The following is a 17354-nucleotide window of genomic DNA, read 5'->3' as shown; positions in this document are numbered from 1 at the left end:
GTCAGCCGGACGACCTGGGAGGACCGATGCCACTGGCCGCCGCTCCGGAGGAGCTGCCCCACGTCGTGGTGTCCCGGGCGCAGGTCACCCCGGTCATCGCTGAGCTGACGCTGGAGCCGGGGGGCTCGGCGATGTCCTACCTGCCGGGGCAGTACGTCCTGGTCTGTGACGAGGACTACCTGATCCCGGTGAGGTCCTACTCGGTGGCCAACGCCCCCGACCCCACCGGACGACTCACCCTGCTGGTCACCGAGGTGGCCGGCGGGGCGACCAGTCGCTGGCTCACGCGCGAGGTGTCCGTCGGTGACGCGGTGCTGGTCTCCGGTCCCTACGGCACCTTCGTGGCCGACCCGGGGGCCGGCCACCCGGTGCTCTGTCTGGCGGGCGGGTCCGGGCTGGCGCCGGTCCGGTCGCTGGCGCAGGACGCAGTATGCCGTGGGGTGCCCGACCCGTTCACGGTCGTCTTCTCCGGGCGCACGGAGGAGGACCTGATCGACCAGGACGTGTTCCGCGGCTGGGAGGCGCAGCACCCGCGGTTCCGGTATCACCGCACCCTCACCCGGGCGTCGGGGCCACCACCGGTCGGTCGTGTCCCCGAGGTGCTGCCGGACCTGGTGCCCGACCTGTCGGAGCACGAGGTCTTCATCGCGGGTGCACCGGGCTTCGTGGCCGCGTGCGTCCGGGCCGTGCGCGACCTCGGCTGCCGGGCGGGACGGCTGCACACCGAGGAGTTCTATGCCGAGCCCCAGCCGTGGGGCAGCGAGGAAGCAGGAGGAAGCAGATGAGTGGCGAGGCGTCCGCGATCTACACCAAGACCGGCGACGACGGCACGACCGGGCGGTTGTTCGGCGGACGGCTGGGCAAGGACGACGCGCTGGTCGAGGCGTGCGGCGACACCGACGAGGCGGTCGCGGTCCTGGGCACAGCCCGGCAGGCGCTGCGGGACGAGGACGGGGACGCCGAGCTCGCGGACCTGGTGCTGCGGCTGCAGCGTGAGCTCTTCGTCGTGGGTGCCGACCTGATGACCAACCCCCGCGCCCGGGACCGGGGCACCCCGGGGCAGTCCCAGGTGAGCCCGGAGATGGTCGACGTGCTGGAGCGCACGATCGACGACCTGGTGGCCCGGCGGCCCCTCCGGCCCGTGTTCATCGTCCCGGGCGCCACGCGCGCCTCGGCTGCGCTGGACGTCGCGCGCACCGTGGTGCGGCGTGCCGAGCGGCACACGATCAGCGCGGCGCGGGCTGGCGCGGAGGTCTCCGACCAGGTCGTGGTCTACCTCAACCGGCTCAGCGACCTGTTGTTCGTCCTCGGCCGGCACGCCGCCGGCGAGGTGGAGGAGCCGCCCAGCCACGACTGAGCCGGGCCGGGACGGTCCCGCTGAGCTGTGCCGGGACGGTCCCGCGGCTCGCCGGTAGGCTGCCCGCTATGCGCACCATCGGGAACATTCTCTGGCTCGTCCTGGCGGGCTGGTGGCTGGCGCTGGCCTACGTCCTCGCCGGGATCCTGGCCTGCATCCTGATCATCACCATCCCGTTCGGCATCGCCGCCTTTCGGCTCGCCAACTTCGTGCTGTGGCCGTTCGGGCGCACCACGGTCTTCCGGCGGGATGCCGGCGCCTGGGCGATCATCGGCAACATCCTCTGGATCGTGCTGCTCGGGTGGGAGCTGGCCATCGCGCACCTGGTTGCCGGACTCCTGCTGTGCATCACGATCATCGGCATCCCGTTCGGCATCGCCTGCTGGAAGATGGTGCCGCTGGCGCTGTTGCCGCTCGGTCAGCAGGTCGTGCCGATCTCGCAGGCGCGGGTCGACAGGTTCGCGCTCCCGGCCACCGGGTGAGCGCCACCTCGGTCAGCGGTTGACCGCGGTGACCAGCAGGTGCGGGCACAGGTCCATCGCCCGCGGGTCCTTCTCGAGCAGGCGCGCGGCGGCGTGCGCCTGCGGCAGCACCTCCTCGATCCGGTCGGGGGCCACGAGGTCGAAGGCGTAGCCCATCGGTCCCTCGACGCCGAACGCCTCGACCTCCGTCCACCCGGCGGCCGTCGCCTCCCGGGCCAGCTCGTCGGCCGTGTGCGCGTGGCCCAGCGGGAAGCCGACGGTGTCGCTGTTCTCCCCGGTCCGCACCAGGTGGGCGAAGATCTCCTGGTACCTCTCGGTGAGCTGACCGTTGAGCGCGAACTCACCGATGACGTTGTAGCGGCTGATGGCAGCGGCAAAGATCCGCCCGCCGGGCCGGGTCACCCGGCGTGCCTCCGCCAGGGCAGTATGCCGATCGGCCGGGTCTGGGAGGTGGTAGAGCGGGCCGAGCAGCAGGACCGCGTCCTGGCTGCCGTCGGCCTCGACGAGCGAGCGCGCATCCCCGACCGCGGCCGTCACCCCGGCCACCCGCGATGCCCCGGCGACGTGCCGGGGCACCGGGTCGACGAGATGGACCCGGTGGCCGAGACCGGCCAGCCACCCGGCATACGCCCCCGCAGCCCCTCCCACGTCGAGCACGTCGAGCGGTCCCTGGGGCAGGTGCCGGGAGATCAGCTCGCGGGTGCGCATCCCCTCCAGGCGGGAGTGCGGGTTGCCGGCCAGGCGGGCGGCCTCGTCATCGCTGTGCTCGTACCAGGACACGACGTCTTCATGGGAAGGCATGCCCGGCACGTTAGCTCCCCTCCGCCAGCGCGAGCCGGACCAGGGGGATGTCCGGCTCGGGGTCACCGGTCGCCTCGACGATGATCGCCGAGAGCCTCTCCCAGGCACCGGGGTGCTCCTGCTGGTATCGGGCCAGGACGGCAGCACCCTCCGCGTCGGTCAGCACGGTCGCCACGGCGGGTCGCCGGCGCGTGAAGCCGGTGCTGACGTGGCACCGCGGCTCGGCCAGCAGGTTGCGGAACCACTGGGCGCGTCTGCCGAAGCCGGAGGCGACCACCAGCGAGGTGTCCGACTCGCGCAGCACCACCTCGAGCACGACGTAGCGGGCGAGGCCGCTCGTGCGGCCCACGTGCTCGAGCATCAGGATCCGTCGGGTGAGCAGGAACCCCAGGCCGGCCCGGAACAACGGGATCGGCGCTCGCACGAATCGGCGGTTCTGCAGCAGGCTGGCGGCGTCGAGCTTCACCCGGCCAGCGTAGTCACGGGATCCGAGCCCTCGGACGGGCCGTGGAGGTGACATCTGTCCCGCAGGACGACCCCCGCGTGTCACTGGTGCCCGCCGCCGGTTCCGCGAGAGGCTGCGGGCATGGACAGAAAGTATCTGGCATACATCGCACTGGTCCTGAGCATCATCTACGGCGGACTCTTCGCGGTCATCGGGGAGGACGCGCGCACCGGCTACGCCGCCATCGGCGGCATCGTGGTGGGGATCGCCTGGGTCAGCGTCGGCGTGCTGGGCAAGGACGAACGGCCCGACGCCTGACCTCATCGCCCGGCGCCACGACATACTGACGACACCAGTTGTTCACCTGTCGTCCCTTGAGTTCCGCCGCGCACGTCGGCAGCCTCGCCGGACCGTCTCATCAAGCTCTCATCCAGGGCCTGTTGAGTGGGCCCAGAGTCGAAGGAGGCGGGCGCGGTGGTGCGCAGGAGCGCGGCGACCCTGGGGGCGCGGGCGAGGGACGGGATCCGACGGGGGCTGCGGCCCATCACGGGCAGGCTGCTCGGCAGCCCGTCCCCGAGACCGCCGAGCAGCAGACCCGAGCCGAGCGACGCGCAGCAGCGTCGGATCGATCGGCTGGTGCAGGCCCTGGACGTCGTCCGGCAGGTCGAGGCCCTGGAACCCAGCCTGGCGAGCACCCACACGCCCCAGGAGTTCCTGACGCTGGATCGTGCGGTGCGCCGGCCGAACGGCGACCCTTCGCTCCAGTCGATGCTGCCCGCGCCGTTGCGCGGCCACTGGGACCCGGAGCGGGCGACCGTGGGCACCCTGAGCGCGGCGGTCACGGCGGACGTTGTGGTGCTGGCCAAGTTCGACCTCAGCTCCCAGGTCAAGCTGCGGGCCGCCTACAGCGGTGATCGGCGCACCGTCGCGGTGCAGCCGGTGCGCCCCAACGGGTCCTGTGGCATCACCAATGCCGTGGCGACCCACGAGATCGTCGACCGGTACGCCCCCGGGCTCATGCCGAAGCTGCTGGGGCACGGCGAGCTGGGGGGCGGTCTGCGCTACCTGGTCGAGAGGTGGGTCGACGGTGACCCGCTGACCACGCGTCTGCGCATGGCCGCGCACCTCCCGCAGATCATCGAGGGGCTCAGCCGGGTCCACCTGGGCTACGGCGTGCACACCCGCCGAGTGAGCGAGATCTGGCACCGGGGGTTCCGGGAGCAGTGGCAGGACGTCCGGGACGCCGAGCTGGTCCCGGCGGAGCAGGGCGCACGGGTAGCCGAGCTGATCGCGGCCGACAAGAGGCTGCGACTCTCGTGGTCACACGGCGACCTGGTGGCCTCGAACGTGCTCGGCACCGACGACGGGGTGGTCATCATCGACTGGGAGCATGCGATGGAACGCCCGGTCATGCACGACGCCGCGAAGCTGCACCTGTTCGCGGCCGAGAAGGACCCGCTGCTCGACCTGCTCCTGGAGGAGTGGGGACAACCCGAGGCCTCGGGCGGTTACTCCGCTGCAGAGGAGCTGGTCATCGTGCACGCCCGCTTCCTCTCCCGTGCTCCGGTGCGGATGGCCGAGCTGGCAGGGCACAAGCGGGAGGGCGTGTACGCCCGCCAGGTCGCGCGGCAGGCAGACCTGCTCAGCGACGCCCTGGAGCGGGCGGTCTGACCGCGGGTCTAGCGCGTCGCGTCCACCGGGTGACCGTGCAGGTGTGCCTCCCAGAGTTCGTCGGCGACTGCGGGCGGGATCCCGAAGGCGTCGATGAACAGGCTCAGACTCTTGGGTGACGGACCCTCGGCGGGGGACAGCGCCCGGCTGACCCGGTCCTTCAGCCGGCGGGGCAGCAACACGTCGTCCTCGTGCTCCTCGCCCTGGTCCCACAACCACTCGGCCAGCACCTGGGCCACCGCGGCCTGGTTCAGCGTGCCGCGACGGTTGCGCGTCGCCCTGGTCTGCCACTTGCGACGACAGCTCACGTCGGTGAGTAGGTGGTGGCGCAGCAGGTCTGCTGCGGTCGGTGCGATGAAGGGCTCAGCCGTCACGGTTTCTCTCCCCGAGGGTGTCACGTTGCCTGTGGCAGCAGTGTGGCCTCTTGACGCACTCTTGACCAGCCCCTGGGTCCAGGTCAATACAACCCCATACACCCCTCATACACACAGGTCACCGCACACCCGCCACAATGTGGCGCATGGTGACGACCGAGAGTGATCAGGCGCCTGCTGCCGTGTTCGGTGAGGCACTGACCACGCTGCGCCTGCGGGCGGGGCTGTCGGTGCGCGAGCTGTCCCGGCAGACGGGCGTCCCCTCGGGCACCCTGGGTGGCTACTTCAGCGGACGGCACCTGCCCCCCGCCAACCGACCGGAGGTGCTGGAGTCGGTGGTCACCGCCTGCGGGGCCACCCCGGAGGAGGCACGCCTCTGGCACGAGCGTCTCGTGGACCTGCACCAGGGGCGGCGTGTGCCGCTGGTGATGCGGGCGCCGTACCGGGGCCTGGCGGGGTTCGGCACCGATGACGGAGACATCTTCTTCGGCCGGACCGCCCTCATCGACGACCTCGTCGACCATGTCGAACGCGCCCGGTCGGCGGGCGGGATCGTCACTGTCGTCGGAGCCTCCGGCACCGGCAAGTCCTCACTGCTGCGGGCCGGCCTCATTCCCGCCCTGCAGTCAGCCGACCAGGCGTGGCACTGCGAGCTCATCACCCCCGGGACGGATCCGGCGGAGGTGGTGGAGACCGCGCTCGACACCCTCGAGGACCTGCCGCGGGCGCTGCTGGTCGTCGACCAGTTCGAGGAGCTGTTCACCCTCACTCCGGACGACGACGAGCGTTCCGCCACCCTGAACCGGCTGGTCTCCTGGGCACAGGGGACGACCCCGGAGCGATCCCGGGTCCTGGTGATCGGGTTGCGGGCGGACCGGTACGGCGAGGCGGCCGCACACCCCGGGTTGCTGGCCGCGTTGCGCGACCGCCAGGTGCTCGTGCCACCGATGACCGAGGACGAGCTGCGGTCGGTGATCGAGGGACCCGCGGGCAGGGTCGGTCTCAAACTCGAGTGGGGCCTGGTCGACGTCATCGTCTCCGACCTCCAGGCCAGCGACCTGACGCACGTGCTCCCGCACCTGTCCCACACGCTCCAGGCCGCGTGGGAGCACAGCGACCGACGTCAGCTCCGCATCCGCGACTACAAGGCGGTGGACGGTGTGGTCGGCGCCGTCCGGCGCAGCGCCGAGCGGGCCTTCGCCGACCTGGACGCAGAGGGCCAGCAGGTGGCCCGCGCGATCGTGCTCCGGCTGATCGTGCCGCACCCGGACGCCAGGCCCAGTCGCCGGACCCGGCGTCGCGAGGAGCTGACCCGGCTGCACCCGGCGGCCGGTCAGGTGCTGGACCATCTGATCGCCCACCGGTTGCTGACGGTGTCGGAGGTCGACATCACGCTGAGTCACGAGGCGCTGATCAGCACCTGGCCGCGGCTGCAGAGGTGGTTGGACGAGGACCGGGCCGACCTCCTGCTGCGGGAGCAGTTCGGCCGCCACGAGCGCACCTGGGTGGAGCACGACCGGGATCCCGAGCTGCTGCTCCGCGGCAGCCTGCTCGAGGCGGTCCGGACCTGGACCCTCTCGCACGACGGAGAGCTGAACCAGGCCGAGCGCACCTTCTTGCACGCCAGCGAGGAGCAGGCTGAGCAGCAGACCAGGGACAAGGACCGAAATCACCGGCGGACCCGGCAACTCCTCGCGGTCGCCGTGAGCCTGGCGCTGGTGGCCGCGCTGGCCGGAGCGGCAGCATTCCAGAGCCGCTCCGCGGTGGCAGACCAACGTGACGAGGCCCGCTCCCGTCAGATGGCCAGGGTTGCTGCCAACCTCCGCGAGTCGAACGTCCCGCTGGCCAACCAGGTCGCGCTCGGCGGCTACCAGATCTCGGACACCAGAGAGTCGCGCTCCGCGCTGATCGACGCGACCTCCCTGCCGGTGATGACCCGGCGGGTCGACCCCGGGGCCCCGCTCGCCGCGGCCGCAAACGCGGCCGGTGACCTGATGGCCTTCGGCGGCACGGACGGCAGCGTCGACCTGGTGCGTGTCGACGGTGCGCTCATGACCGACCTGGCGACGGTGACCCTCGATGACGCGGGCACGACCGTCCAGACCGTCGCGCTCGACGAGGCCGGTGCTGTGCTGGCCGTCGGCGGCGGCGCGGAGGCCGTCCGGCTGTTCGACGTCAGCGACCCGGAGCAGCCCGAGCTCAGTGCGGAGCTCGCGACCGACCGGACCGTCTTCGACCTCGTGTTCTCCCCCGACGGGCGCTGGCTCGTGGGCGCCGGGGACGAGGATGCCTCCGGGCAGGCCAGGGTGCTGCGCTGGGAGCGGGTGGGTGCCGACTGGGTCGAACGCACGCCGGTCACGGACGTGGCTGGGTCGATCCGCGGCATCAGCGTCGATGGTTCCGGCGAGCGGGTGGCCGGGGCGACGATGGGCGGCCACATCTACCTGTGGTCGTGGGAGGGCAACGACCTGGCGGAGACCGACCGGGTGCACGTGGGCGACGACGCGACCCGGCAGTTCGACGTCGACCTCTCCCCGGACGGCTCACGTCTCGCGGCGGTCGGCAGCGACAAGACGCTGCGCCTGTTCGGCGTCACCGCCGACGGCCTCGAGCCGGAGGCCGAGCTGGCGGACTTCGAGAGCTGGGTCAACGCGGTGTCCTTCACCACCGACGGGGAGTTCGTCGTGGCCGGCAGCTCGGACAGCACGCTGCGGATGTGGGAGGTGCCGGAGGAGGGGGAGCCGGCGCAGGTGCGCGGCGTGCTCCCCGTGAGTGCAGCAGTCACCTCCGTGGACGTCGTCGACGAGGACCGGATGGTCATCACCACGACCGACACCTCGGCCTACCTCTGGCACCTGACCGAGGGGGTCCTGCCCCTGTCGGGCGACACCGTCTTCATCACCGCCGCCGCCGAGGACGGCAGCCGTGCCCTGACCTCCTCGGGCACCGCGGACGGGCGCCTCTATCTGTGGGACACCGCCGCGCCGCGGACCCCGCGCCTGCTGGCGGCGCTCGAGGCAGCCGAGAGCCAGGGGATCCTCGACGGCGCCGCGGCGATCAGCACGGGCGGCGGCCTGGCGGTCAGCGGCACGTCGACCGGGCATCTCCTGGCCTGGGACGTCAGCGACCCGGCCGACCCCGAGCAGGTGCTCGGGCTGCAGATCGGTGAGAAGTATGTCGAGCACTCGGCCTTCTTCGCCGGTGACAGCCACGTGGTGGCGGCGACCAACGACGGGCTCCTGTCGGTCGTCGACCTGAACGCCCCGGGACAGGTGGCCGCGCAGATCGTGCCGGAGGACCCGGTGGTGACAGTCGCCGGCTCACGTAGGGCGGTCATCGCGACCGGTGGCGTCCTCGGTGGCGTCCACCTCTGGGACGGGACCGACCTGGAGGCCGGACCGGTGGGCACCATCGACGTCGAGCTGTCCGTTTTTGCCCTGGACTTCACCAGCGACGGCAACCTCCTGGCGGTAGGCGGCGCCAACAGTCAGCTGGAGCTGTATGACGTGAGCGACCCGTCCGCGCCGGTGCCGGTCGGTCCAACGCTCACGGGTCCTGCGGCGACGGTCTACTCGGTGGCCTTCTCGCCCGACGGCAACCGGGTCGCCGCGGCAGTCCTGGACGAGACCGTGTGGGTGTGGCACAAGCAGGGCGACGCCTACGTCTCCGAGCTCGTCCTCCGCTCGGCGCTGGCGCCCCTGACCGCGGTGGGCTGGGTGGATGACGACCACCTCCTCGCCGGCGGCCAGCAGGGTCGTGCCTACACCTGGCTGGTCGACGCGCCAGCCGCGGAGGCCTTCGTCTGCGAGACGACGGGCACACCGGCCACCGAGCGTGAGTGGAGCACCCACCTGCCGGGCATCGACTACGCGCCGCCCTGTCTCGACACCGTGCCCTGAGACCGGATCGCGCGAGCCTGCGTCGACGCCGTCTCGACAGCGTGCCCGAGTCTCGACACCCTGGCCTGAGTCTCGACACCCTGGCCCGAGCGGTCTCAAAGTGACCCTTGCCACCGGGTGCCCGGCCTACTATCTTGTGTTGCATGGTACCTGGTGACAGTGCGATCCTGACCCACCTCAGACGGGGTGCGTTGGAGTACTGCGTGCTGGCCATGCTCCGCAGTGGGCCGACGTATGGCTTGGAGATCGCCCGCCGCCTGACCTACGACGGGGTCCTCATGGCCAGCGAGGGCACGCTCTATCCGCTGCTCTCCCGGCTCCGCAAGGCCGGCCTCGTCGACACCAGCTGGCAGGAGTCGACCAGCGGGCCGCCCCGTCGCTACTACCAGCTCACCAACGCGGGCGCCCGCGCGCTCGAGGACTTCACCCGCACCTGGCAACCGTTCCGTGACGCGGTCGACACCGCACTCAGCGAAGGGGCAGCACCATGAACACCACTCAGCACCCGTTCGTCAACCAGTACCTCGACGACCTGGCCCGCATGCTCGACCATCTCCCGCCGGGCGACCGGGCGGAGCTGCTGGCCGGTGTGCGGGAGCACATCGAGGCGGGCCTGGCCGAGCGTCCGGGGGCGACCGATTCGGACGTCTCGCAGGTGCTCGCGGAGCTGGGTCCGCCCGAGGCCGTCGCCCGAGAGGCCTACGAGGAAGGTTGGGGTTCTGCGCAGCAGGCCAACCCGTATGCCGGGCACTCCCCTCAGCCTGCGCCAGCCCGGGTTCCGATCAGTGACCGTGCGTGGGTGCCCGTCGTGGTCGCCCTCCTGCAGGTGCTCGCCCTGCTCGGTGTCCTCCTCTCGGTGGCCGGTGCTGGCGTCTATATGACGACCGAGGTCTCGGGCAGCGACGGGGAGACGGTGCGCACCGTGGACTATCACCTCGGCTCGACGCTGATGGCGACGATCGCCAGTGCCGTGCTGGTCCTCCCGCTGTGGATCGGGGTGGCCCTGCTGGTTGGCAACTCCCGGCTGTGGACCGCGCGGCAGAAGGTGGTGCACCTCCTGCTCCTGCCGGCCACCTGCCTGGTGGTCGGCCTGGCCTCGGACCTCGGGTGGCTCCTCGCCGGTGAGCGTGGGCTCAACATCAGCTCCGTGGCAGCCCTCCTGCTGGCCGTCGTGGGCGGCGGCTGGCTCGTGGTCCGCCTGACGGTGGCGGGGCGCCGTCGTGCGAGCGATCCGGTCAGCCCCCTTGCGTGACGGTGCTCGTGCCGGTCACCCCGGCACGACGACGGTGACGCCGAACCGTGCGAGATCGCGGTCGAAGCTCGCCACGGATGCCCCGTGCTCGATGGCCAGAGCCGGATGTGGGCGTCGGTCGTGAGGTTGCCCGCGGTGCCGGCTGGCACGGTGACAGACGGTGCGTGTGCCACGACTGGACCGCTGTCAACGCCTCGTCCGGTGTGAGCGGGTCAGCGAAGACGTGCGGGTTGGTCGTGATCCGGATAACGCCGAGTGCCACGACCCATGGCAGGCCCAGCACCTGGGCCTCCGTGAGCATGCGGTCCAGCCAGGTCGGGTGCGCTCGTTCTTGGCAGCTCGCGTGTTCGCGGCCCGGTAATGACGCGATGTAACCGTCTCTCACGCACGGTAGGTCCCGGGCCGTGGCTGCTCCCACGGCCCGCCGTCGTGACCCTCGTCCCAGGGGAACCGCCCGGCCGGGTCGGACCAGGTGAGCTGATAGGCGGGCACCGAGGCGAAGAAGGGCCGGTGGTAGTAGTCGTTGGCCTGGAAGACCACCATCCCTGGGTTGGGGATCTCCTCAACGAGGATCTGAGGTTGCAGGTGGGGCACCAGCTGACCAGGCACGAGGTCCTGGCGGTGGCCGGTGACCTGGTGGGCAACGGCGTTGAGCAGCGCCATTGACACGTCCTGCGGCAGGCCCAGCACCACGAGCTCGGGATGGCCGACGCCATACAGACCGGTGGTGTAGCAGAACGGCTGACTGAGGCGAGCCGGCAGGTGCTCCGCCCCGCCGACCAGCTCGGCGAGCGTGTCGCTGCTCCCAGGCGCTGCCTCGCCCAGCTCCCGGCAACAGTCGCACCCGCCGTCAGTCGAGATGTAGGTCAGGTGCACCCCGTGGGTGCGGATGTGGTCGGTGATCATGCTGCGCTCGCGGTCCTCGAAGGCGCGCAGTGCGGCCGAGTTGTCCATGGTGGTCCTCCCCGGGCGCACCGGGCGTGCGCCTCGGACAAGGACGCTAGGGCTGCGATACGACACCCTGCCCCGCTTATCCACAGGGGAGGCCACTTGTTGACTTCAGAGAGCCCGCAGCCTTGGTCCCTCACAGCCGGTCGAGGAACTCGACCAGGCCCGGCATCCGGGCTAGCGCGTCACGGGCGAGAAGGAACCCGACGATGCCGACGATCCACGCCGTCATCTCGCCCGCGGACCTCTCCATCCAGCGCGCGATCCGCCGCAGCAGCGGCTCAACCTGACGGTGAGCGATGAAGCGGGCACCCAGCAGCACCAGGGCGGGCAGGATCATGACGAGGCAGTAGACCGCGAGCGTGCCGAGCTGGACCGGAAGCGTCAGATCCGACGTGGTGAGCAGTCCGATGGCCCCGAGGTAGGGCAGCATCGTCGCCACCTCGAGCAGCGCAGCACCCAGAGCGAGACTGACCAGTCCGATCGTTCCGCCGGTCCCGTGCTGCCCCAGGGCCCGCTCGCGCCACCGGGTGAGCCGACCGCTGCCCGAGCCCTCCTTCCGCTTCCGGCCGATGAAGAAGCTCCACACAAGGAGTGCGACGCCCAGCGCCAGCTGACCGCCGAGCAGCGCCGGGTTGTCTAGCCATCCGTTGACCTGCCCAAGGACGGCGTCCAGCCCCAGCAGCAGCGCCACGCCCACCCCGAAGTAGAACGCGGCCACCGTCCCGAGGAAGATCAGCATCCGTCCAGCCGCCGGCCGACCAGGGGCCAGCAGGAACCAGATCGGGATCAGCAGCGTGCCGAAGCTGGTGGAGTCGATCAGGGCCAGCGCCAGCAGCCCACCCGCCAGAGCAAACGTCATGGTGTCGAGTCTGCGGGGGCAAGGGGTGCCGCGACATCCGCACTCCGGCTGAAATCTCGCCGTGCGGCCCCGACTTTCGTCGATGCCGAACTCCGACCATCGGCACGGCCGACCGCAAGGCACCGGATGGCGCCGCCCACGACTTAGTCTGTCGCCCATGAGACTCGGTGACCTCGCTGCCGCGCTGGACAGTTCCCTCGACGGCGACCCCTCGGTGGAAGTCACCGGTGTCACCCACCAGGCGGACTGGGCCCGCCCTGGCGACGCCTTCGTCGCCATCCGGGGAGCTCGCGTGGACGGGCACACCTTCATCGGGCAGGCGGTCGAGCGGGGCGCCGTGGCGGTGCTCGGCGAGGGTCTCCCCGACGGCATGGACTGCCCCGTGCCGTATGTCGTGGTGCCGGGTGCCCGCGCCGCGCTCGCCGACGCGGCGGCTGAGCTGGCAGGTCACCCCAGCCGTGACCTGCAGGTCCTCGGGGTGACCGGGACCGATGGGAAGACCACCACCTCCTGCCTGGCACGCCACCTACTGCGGCACGCGGGTCGCCAGGCGGGCCTGCTGTCGACGATCGGCTACGAGCTGCCCGACGGCGTGCTTCGCCAGCCGCCCACCCACTTCACGACCCCCGAGGCGCCCCAGGTGCAGCAGATCCTTGCCGACGAGGTCGCCGCGGGCGCCGAGTCCGTCGTCGTGGAGTCCTCCAGCCACGCGCTGGCCCTCGACCGGGTCCGCGCGGTCGACTTCGACGTGGCGGTCTGGACGAACCTGACCGGGGAGCACCTGGACTTCCACGGCTCGATGGAGGGCTACTTCGCCGACAAGGCCAAGCTCGTCCAGCGCGCGCCGTTCGCCGTGCTCAACGCGGACGATCCGTGGACCGAGCCGCTGCTGCCGATGGCAGCCAGCCACACGACATACTCGGGCGAGGGGACGGACGCGGACTGGACGGCGGCGGACGTCCTGGAGGGCCCCGACGACCTGCGCTTCACCCTGCTCACTCCGGAGGGGAGGTTCGACGCGGTCCTGCCGATGATCGGCCGGTTCAACGTCGCCAATGCGCTCGCCGCGGTGGCTGGGGTGCACGCGCTCGGCGTCGACGTCGAGACGCTGGTCGCCGGGCTCGCGACCTTCGGTGGGGTGCCCGGCCGGATGGAGATGGTCGAGCGTGAGCAGGGGGAGCCGCGGGTGATCGTCGACTTCGCGCACACCGCCCCGAGTCTTGAGAAGGCCCTGGCGACCGTGCGGGTCACCACCGAGGGACGGCTGTGGGTGCTGCTCGGCTCGGCCGGCGGTCCGCGTGACCCCTCCAAGCGCGCGCCGCTGGGGGAGGCCGCGACCCGGATGGCCGACCTCGTGGTCTTCACCGAGGAGGACCACCGGGACACGCCGCTGCAGGACATCCTGGAGGAGATGGAGCGCGGGGCGCGCGAGGCCGGGCGGGACAACTTCGTCTCGATCGGCAACCGGCGCGAGGCGATTGAGTATGTCGTCGGGGCAGCCAGCCCGTCCGACACGATCGTGCTGGCCGGCAAGGGGCCGGAGGAGACACTCGAGCGGGACACTGAGACGATCCCGTGGGACGAGATGTCGGAGGCGCGGCGGGCGTTGCGGCTGCGACGCGAGGAGCTGGCGGCCGACGGCGCGGAGCGCTGAGGAGTGGTTCGGGACCCCAGGATGCTCACCGCGGGTGGGCGGCGGCCAGGCGGGTTCAGGCCAGCGGGTTGACTGTGTCGTAGGGGTGGCTGCGCGGGAGCTCTGAGTCCTTGCGGTAGCCGAGACCGTCGGCCGCGATCATGGCGACCAACCGCTCGAGACCTTGCACGGCGATCAGACCGATGACGAGGAGGATGATTGCGGTAGTCATGGCAGTAATCATGCTCCCCTGACTTTCCTGCCACGAGTGGCAGGAATGACAACTACCGTTGATTTCCTGCCAATCACGGCGCATGATGGGGTGATGCACAAGGTTGCCGTGGTGGTCCAGGACGGGGTGGAGCCCTTCGGGCTCGGTGCGATGTGCGAGGTGTGGGCCGAGCCCTACCACCCCGAGGACGACAATCCGGTCTTCGAGTTCGTCGTCTGCACGCCCCGCCCGGGGAGGGTCCGCTCCGTCTCCGGGTTCGACATTCACGTCGATCACGGGCTGGACGAGGCTGCCGACGCCGACCTGGTCATCATCGTGCCCAAGCGGAACTTCCGGGAGCCCTCGCCCGAGGTCGCCGCGGTGGCTGCTGCGGCCCACGAGCGGGGCGCCTGGGTGTTCGCCCACTGCACCGCCGCCTTCACCCTCGGGGAGGCCGGGCTGCTCGACGGCCGACGGTGCACGACCCACTGGCGGCACAGCGGGGAGCTGGAGGAAGCCTTCCCGGGTGCCCGGGTGGACTGCAACGTGCTCTACGTGCAGGACGGCCGCGTGATCACCGGAGCGGGCTCCGCGGCCGGCATGGACGCGGCCCTGCACCTCATGCGCCAGGAGTTCGGGGCCACCGTGGCGGCCAGGGCGGCGCGGAGGATGGTCGTGCCGGCTCACCGCGAGGGCGGGCAGGCGCAGTTCATCGCCCGCGCCGTCCCGGACCTGCAGGCCGACACGCTGGGTCCGCTCCTGAGCTGGGTGGTCGAGAACCTTGCCGAGGACCTCAGCGTCGAGGCGCTGGCCCGCCGACAGCTCATGTCATCGCGCACGTTCGCCCGGCGGTTCCGTGAGGAGACCGGCACCACGCCCCACGCGTGGGTCACCGCGCACCGGGTCGCGGCCGCCGAGGAGCTGCTTGAGTCGACTGACCAGCCGGTGGAATGGATCGCCCAGGAGGTCGGGTTCGGCAACGCCGCCACGCTGCGGCAGCACTTCACCCGGTCGCGCGGCGTCAGCCCGCAGCGGTATCGGCGGATCTTTGCCCGCCGCGAGGTTGTCGAGGACACCGCCTGAGTCGGTTCCGTTCGACGCGTCAGCGCGTCGGCGTCACGATGTCTCGGTGGTCTCCGCGGTCCGGCGCACGGCACGCAGGATCTCCACGATGACCTCGACGTCGCTCTCGGCGAAGACCATGTCCGGGCCCGTCGGAGCGCGGTCGGTGTAGGGCGACTCGAACAGACGCCCCGGTTCCATCACCCCGGTCGCGGTGTCGCAGGGTTGGCGATCCGCGTGCACGGCAGCGCACGCACCTGCATTTCTCGACCTTGATGGTCGTGCAGACCTGCTCGGCGGTCCCGACGGTGAGTCCGCGGTCGATGACGCTCCGGAAAGCCCGTATGCAGCGCAGTCCGGTAGCGGCGCGTCTCCCTTGTGGCAGCGTCGTGCGCCCCGTCCTCCTCGTCCATGTGCCGGAAGAGGTCATCCGTCGTGGTCACGATGTTCTCGATCTCGGAGCTTGCGTGTGCCTCGAGCAGTGGGATCGTGTTGGTCAGGACCGTGGGGTTGGGGATGCTCTGACTGGCCTGATCCAAGTGCCCCAGCGCGGTGTTTGCCGCGATCACAGCCTTCAAATACGCGGTGGGTCTCGAGGGCCTCGGGACCAGGGGGCGTGGGCAGGTCGTTGTACGGCCGGTCAGGTCGCCAGGTGGTCATGTACGAAAACGTGCACATGTCAGACGACATCCAAAGGATTGGGTCAGTTCTTTACACGTGAGTCTCGTTGCGGACGTTGATCACCCATCTGGCAACCCAATGGATCGAATCAACTTCGACGCTGCGGCAGTAGGTAGGGCCGTCTGCCAGACCGGCCCGGAGTCACGGCCCAAGACACCCAATCGGGATGACGTGGACGCCGTCAGCGCGCCGACCGCCAGCACCGGTGCTCGTGATCACCCCGAGGCAGGACGGCTCGCCGTGACGTGAGGTGTCCACTGTCGCCCTGAACCGCTGCAAATCCGCCGCAGCCTTGTCCACAGCTCCCGGGCTAAGTTTCACCTCGAACGCTGCCCATCGGCCAGGTCCGATGGTGACGACGGCGTCGACCTCGTTGCCGTTGGAGTCGCGCCACGAGTCGACTCGACCATCGAGCAGTTGGGCATAGACGCGCAGGTCTCTGAGCACGAGTGCCTCGTAGTGCAGTCCAAGAGCGTTGAGGTCGGCAGACAACTCCTTGGTGCCGACGCCAAGCGCGGCGGTCCCGAGGGACGGATCGACGAAGTAGCGCACGGGGGACGAGCGGAGGCGCGCGCGGGATCGGATGTGGGGGATCCATGCTTCAGAGTTGTCGAGAAGGTGCAGCCGATCGAGCGCCGCCAGGTATGCCGCCAGTGTCTCCGTAGCGATCGGCCCGTCCGCCCCGCCGACGTCCCTGGCAAGTTCAGCTCCTCGCGTTGCTTGCCCAACCGATCGAGCCAGGGACTCCAGAAGCCTCCGCAGGTTGTCCGGGTCACGTCGCGAGCCGAGTTTCTGGATGTCCACCTCGACGATGTTGGTGAGGTAGTCGCGCAGCCAACGGCGGGCGCTCACTTCGTCGGCGTTGATGAGCTCTGGCCACCCGCCGACCACGACGCGCGTGAGTAGTTCGTCGAAGGTGAAGTGCGTGCCGTCACCGGTCTGTGGTTCGCCGTTCAGGAGCTTGGCGAGTGAGATCTCCCCGGTGGAATGTCCCGACTCAAAGAGGCTCATGGGGCGCATCGCCATCACAGCGAAGCGGCCCGCGCCGGAGTGCCGAGCGGCGTCATCCGAGGGGGTGGCCGAGCCGGTGAGGATGAAGTGTCCCTTGCCATCGCGGTCGTCGACCTGGCGGCGCACCTTGTTCCAGATGGTCGGCTCGACCTGCCACTCGTCGAACAAGATGGGGGTGGGGTGGGCGAAGAGGCGGTCGGGCGCGAGCTGCACCAGGCTGCGTGCGGCCTCGTCCTCGTCAAAGCGGAACACCGTCTTGGCATGCTGCGTCGCGGTAGCGGTCTTTCCGCAGGCCTTGGGGCCCTCGATCAGGACAGCGCCGATGTAGGCGAGGCGCCCCACGAGCTCTCGGTCCGCGATCCGCTGACGGTAGGTAGCCATCCCAGGAGTCTACTGTTTGCAGGGCATGTAGTCTACTGTTTGCTGACTGTACAGTCGACAGTTTGCAGGGCATTCAGTTGATAGTTTGCGGGTCCGCAGGACCCGTTCTACTCGGCGATCGGGACAACTTAACGGTGCGCGCTATGCATACACGCACAGCGCAATCCACGGAGCGATCAACACAGACCGCTGGCCACGTTGGTCCGCAGAGCGCGGACCTCGTCCCGACCGAGGGCGCGCTCCGTCGTCATGGGGTGACTCCCGACACCGTGTGAGCCTGTGCC

At 70.4% G+C, this 17354-nt stretch carries 19 protein-coding genes; 10 read left to right on the top strand and 9 right to left on the bottom strand.

What is annotated here, in order from left to right; translation table 11 throughout:
- Positions 1-26 precede the first annotated feature (26 nt).
- From MWU75_RS08645 to MWU75_RS08635, 3 genes are all read left to right on the top strand, one after another.
- Positions 27-785: an FAD-binding oxidoreductase gene (locus tag MWU75_RS08645; RefSeq protein WP_247089702.1), complete on the top strand. Its 759-nt coding sequence runs from the start codon at positions 27-29 to the stop codon at positions 783-785.
- Positions 782-1357 carry a cob(I)yrinic acid a,c-diamide adenosyltransferase gene (locus MWU75_RS08640; RefSeq protein WP_247089700.1) on the top strand — a complete coding sequence of 192 codons (576 nt, stop codon included), beginning with the start codon at positions 782-784 and terminating at the stop codon, positions 1355-1357. The genes MWU75_RS08645 and MWU75_RS08640 overlap by 4 nt, the downstream gene beginning before the upstream one ends.
- Before the next feature lie 68 nt (positions 1358-1425).
- Complete coding sequence (locus tag MWU75_RS08635; protein ID WP_247089698.1) at positions 1426-1839, top strand: YccF domain-containing protein; 414 nt, start codon at positions 1426-1428, stop codon at positions 1837-1839.
- Positions 1840-1851: 12 nt separating this feature from the next.
- On the opposite strand, the gene MWU75_RS08630 is transcribed toward MWU75_RS08635, so the two are convergent.
- The gene (locus MWU75_RS08630; protein ID WP_247089696.1) at positions 1852-2640 is read right to left on the bottom strand and encodes a class I SAM-dependent methyltransferase; all 789 of its coding nucleotides are present in this window, start codon (positions 2638-2640) and stop codon (positions 1852-1854) included.
- A 10-nt stretch (positions 2641-2650) separates the two neighbouring features.
- On the bottom strand, positions 2651-3106 hold the full coding sequence (locus tag MWU75_RS08625) for a nitroreductase family deazaflavin-dependent oxidoreductase (RefSeq protein WP_247089694.1): 456 nt from the start codon (positions 3104-3106) through the stop codon (positions 2651-2653).
- Between the two features lie 120 nt (positions 3107-3226).
- On the opposite strand from MWU75_RS08625, the gene MWU75_RS08620 reads away from it, so the two are divergent.
- Both MWU75_RS08620 and MWU75_RS20265 read left to right on the top strand, forming a co-directional pair.
- Positions 3227-3403, top strand: coding sequence for a hypothetical protein (locus MWU75_RS08620; protein WP_247089692.1), 177 nt, complete (start codon positions 3227-3229; stop codon positions 3401-3403).
- Between the two features lie 156 nt (positions 3404-3559).
- Entirely contained in the window at positions 3560-4756 is a 1197-nt protein-coding gene (locus MWU75_RS20265) for a phosphotransferase (protein WP_247089691.1), read from the top strand.
- Between the two features lie 8 nt (positions 4757-4764).
- On the opposite strand, the gene MWU75_RS08610 is transcribed toward MWU75_RS20265, so the two are convergent.
- Positions 4765-5130, bottom strand: coding sequence for a hypothetical protein (locus MWU75_RS08610; RefSeq protein WP_247089689.1), 366 nt, complete (start codon positions 5128-5130; stop codon positions 4765-4767).
- A 146-nt stretch (positions 5131-5276) separates the two neighbouring features.
- Here MWU75_RS08610 and MWU75_RS08605 point away from each other — a divergent pair, with 146 nt between their 5' ends.
- The 3 genes from MWU75_RS08605 (at position 5277) to MWU75_RS08595 (ending at position 10281) form a co-directional block, all read left to right on the top strand.
- Positions 5277-9029, top strand: a complete 3753-nt coding sequence (locus tag MWU75_RS08605; RefSeq protein ID WP_247089687.1) for a helix-turn-helix domain-containing protein — start codon at positions 5277-5279, stop codon at positions 9027-9029.
- Between the two features lie 143 nt (positions 9030-9172).
- Positions 9173-9520 carry a PadR family transcriptional regulator gene (locus MWU75_RS08600; RefSeq protein ID WP_247089686.1) on the top strand — a complete coding sequence of 116 codons (348 nt, stop codon included), beginning with the start codon at positions 9173-9175 and terminating at the stop codon, positions 9518-9520.
- Positions 9517-10281, top strand: coding sequence for a hypothetical protein (locus tag MWU75_RS08595; protein ID WP_247089684.1), 765 nt, complete (start codon positions 9517-9519; stop codon positions 10279-10281). The genes MWU75_RS08600 and MWU75_RS08595 overlap by 4 nt, the downstream gene beginning before the upstream one ends.
- Before the next feature lie 381 nt (positions 10282-10662).
- Here the strand turns inward: MWU75_RS08595 and MWU75_RS08590 are convergent, their stop codons facing one another.
- Together MWU75_RS08590 and MWU75_RS08585 are read right to left on the bottom strand one after the other, a co-directional pair.
- Positions 10663-11235: a DUF4262 domain-containing protein gene (locus MWU75_RS08590; RefSeq protein WP_247089682.1), complete on the bottom strand. Its 573-nt coding sequence runs from the start codon at positions 11233-11235 to the stop codon at positions 10663-10665.
- Positions 11236-11365: 130 nt separating this feature from the next.
- Complete coding sequence (locus MWU75_RS08585) at positions 11366-12091, bottom strand: GAP family protein (protein ID WP_247089680.1); 726 nt, start codon at positions 12089-12091, stop codon at positions 11366-11368.
- Positions 12092-12248: 157 nt separating this feature from the next.
- Between MWU75_RS08585 and MWU75_RS08580 the strand changes: the two genes are divergently transcribed.
- Positions 12249-13745: a UDP-N-acetylmuramoyl-L-alanyl-D-glutamate--2,6-diaminopimelate ligase gene (locus tag MWU75_RS08580; RefSeq protein ID WP_247089678.1), complete on the top strand. Its 1497-nt coding sequence runs from the start codon at positions 12249-12251 to the stop codon at positions 13743-13745.
- 55 nt (positions 13746-13800) lie between these two features.
- Here MWU75_RS08580 and MWU75_RS08575 read toward each other — a convergent pair whose 3' ends face one another.
- Positions 13801-13956, bottom strand: coding sequence for a hypothetical protein (locus MWU75_RS08575; RefSeq protein ID WP_247089676.1), 156 nt, complete (start codon positions 13954-13956; stop codon positions 13801-13803).
- 93 nt (positions 13957-14049) lie between these two features.
- On the opposite strand from MWU75_RS08575, the gene MWU75_RS08570 reads away from it, so the two are divergent.
- On the top strand, positions 14050-15018 hold the full coding sequence (locus MWU75_RS08570) for a helix-turn-helix domain-containing protein (RefSeq protein WP_247089674.1): 969 nt from the start codon (positions 14050-14052) through the stop codon (positions 15016-15018).
- A 33-nt stretch (positions 15019-15051) separates the two neighbouring features.
- Here MWU75_RS08570 and MWU75_RS08565 read toward each other — a convergent pair whose 3' ends face one another.
- From MWU75_RS08565 to MWU75_RS08555, 3 genes are all read right to left on the bottom strand, one after another.
- Positions 15052-15240 carry a hypothetical protein gene (locus tag MWU75_RS08565; protein WP_247089776.1) on the bottom strand — a complete coding sequence of 63 codons (189 nt, stop codon included), beginning with the start codon at positions 15238-15240 and terminating at the stop codon, positions 15052-15054.
- Positions 15198-15566: a Fic/DOC family N-terminal domain-containing protein gene (locus MWU75_RS08560; protein ID WP_247089774.1), complete on the bottom strand. Its 369-nt coding sequence runs from the start codon at positions 15564-15566 to the stop codon at positions 15198-15200. The genes MWU75_RS08565 and MWU75_RS08560 overlap by 43 nt, the downstream gene beginning before the upstream one ends.
- Positions 15567-15819: 253 nt before the next feature.
- Positions 15820-17031, bottom strand: a complete 1212-nt coding sequence (locus tag MWU75_RS08555) for a DUF4143 domain-containing protein (RefSeq protein ID WP_247089672.1) — start codon at positions 17029-17031, stop codon at positions 15820-15822.
- Positions 17032-17354: the final 323 nt, after the last annotated feature.

The sequence above is a fragment of the Ornithinimicrobium sp. F0845 genome, assembly GCF_023015765.1.
Lineage (GTDB): Bacteria > Actinomycetota > Actinomycetes > Actinomycetales > Dermatophilaceae > Ornithinicoccus.
The sequence above is the reverse complement of the archived record's forward strand: the minus strand, read 5'-3'. Positions and strand labels throughout refer to the sequence as shown.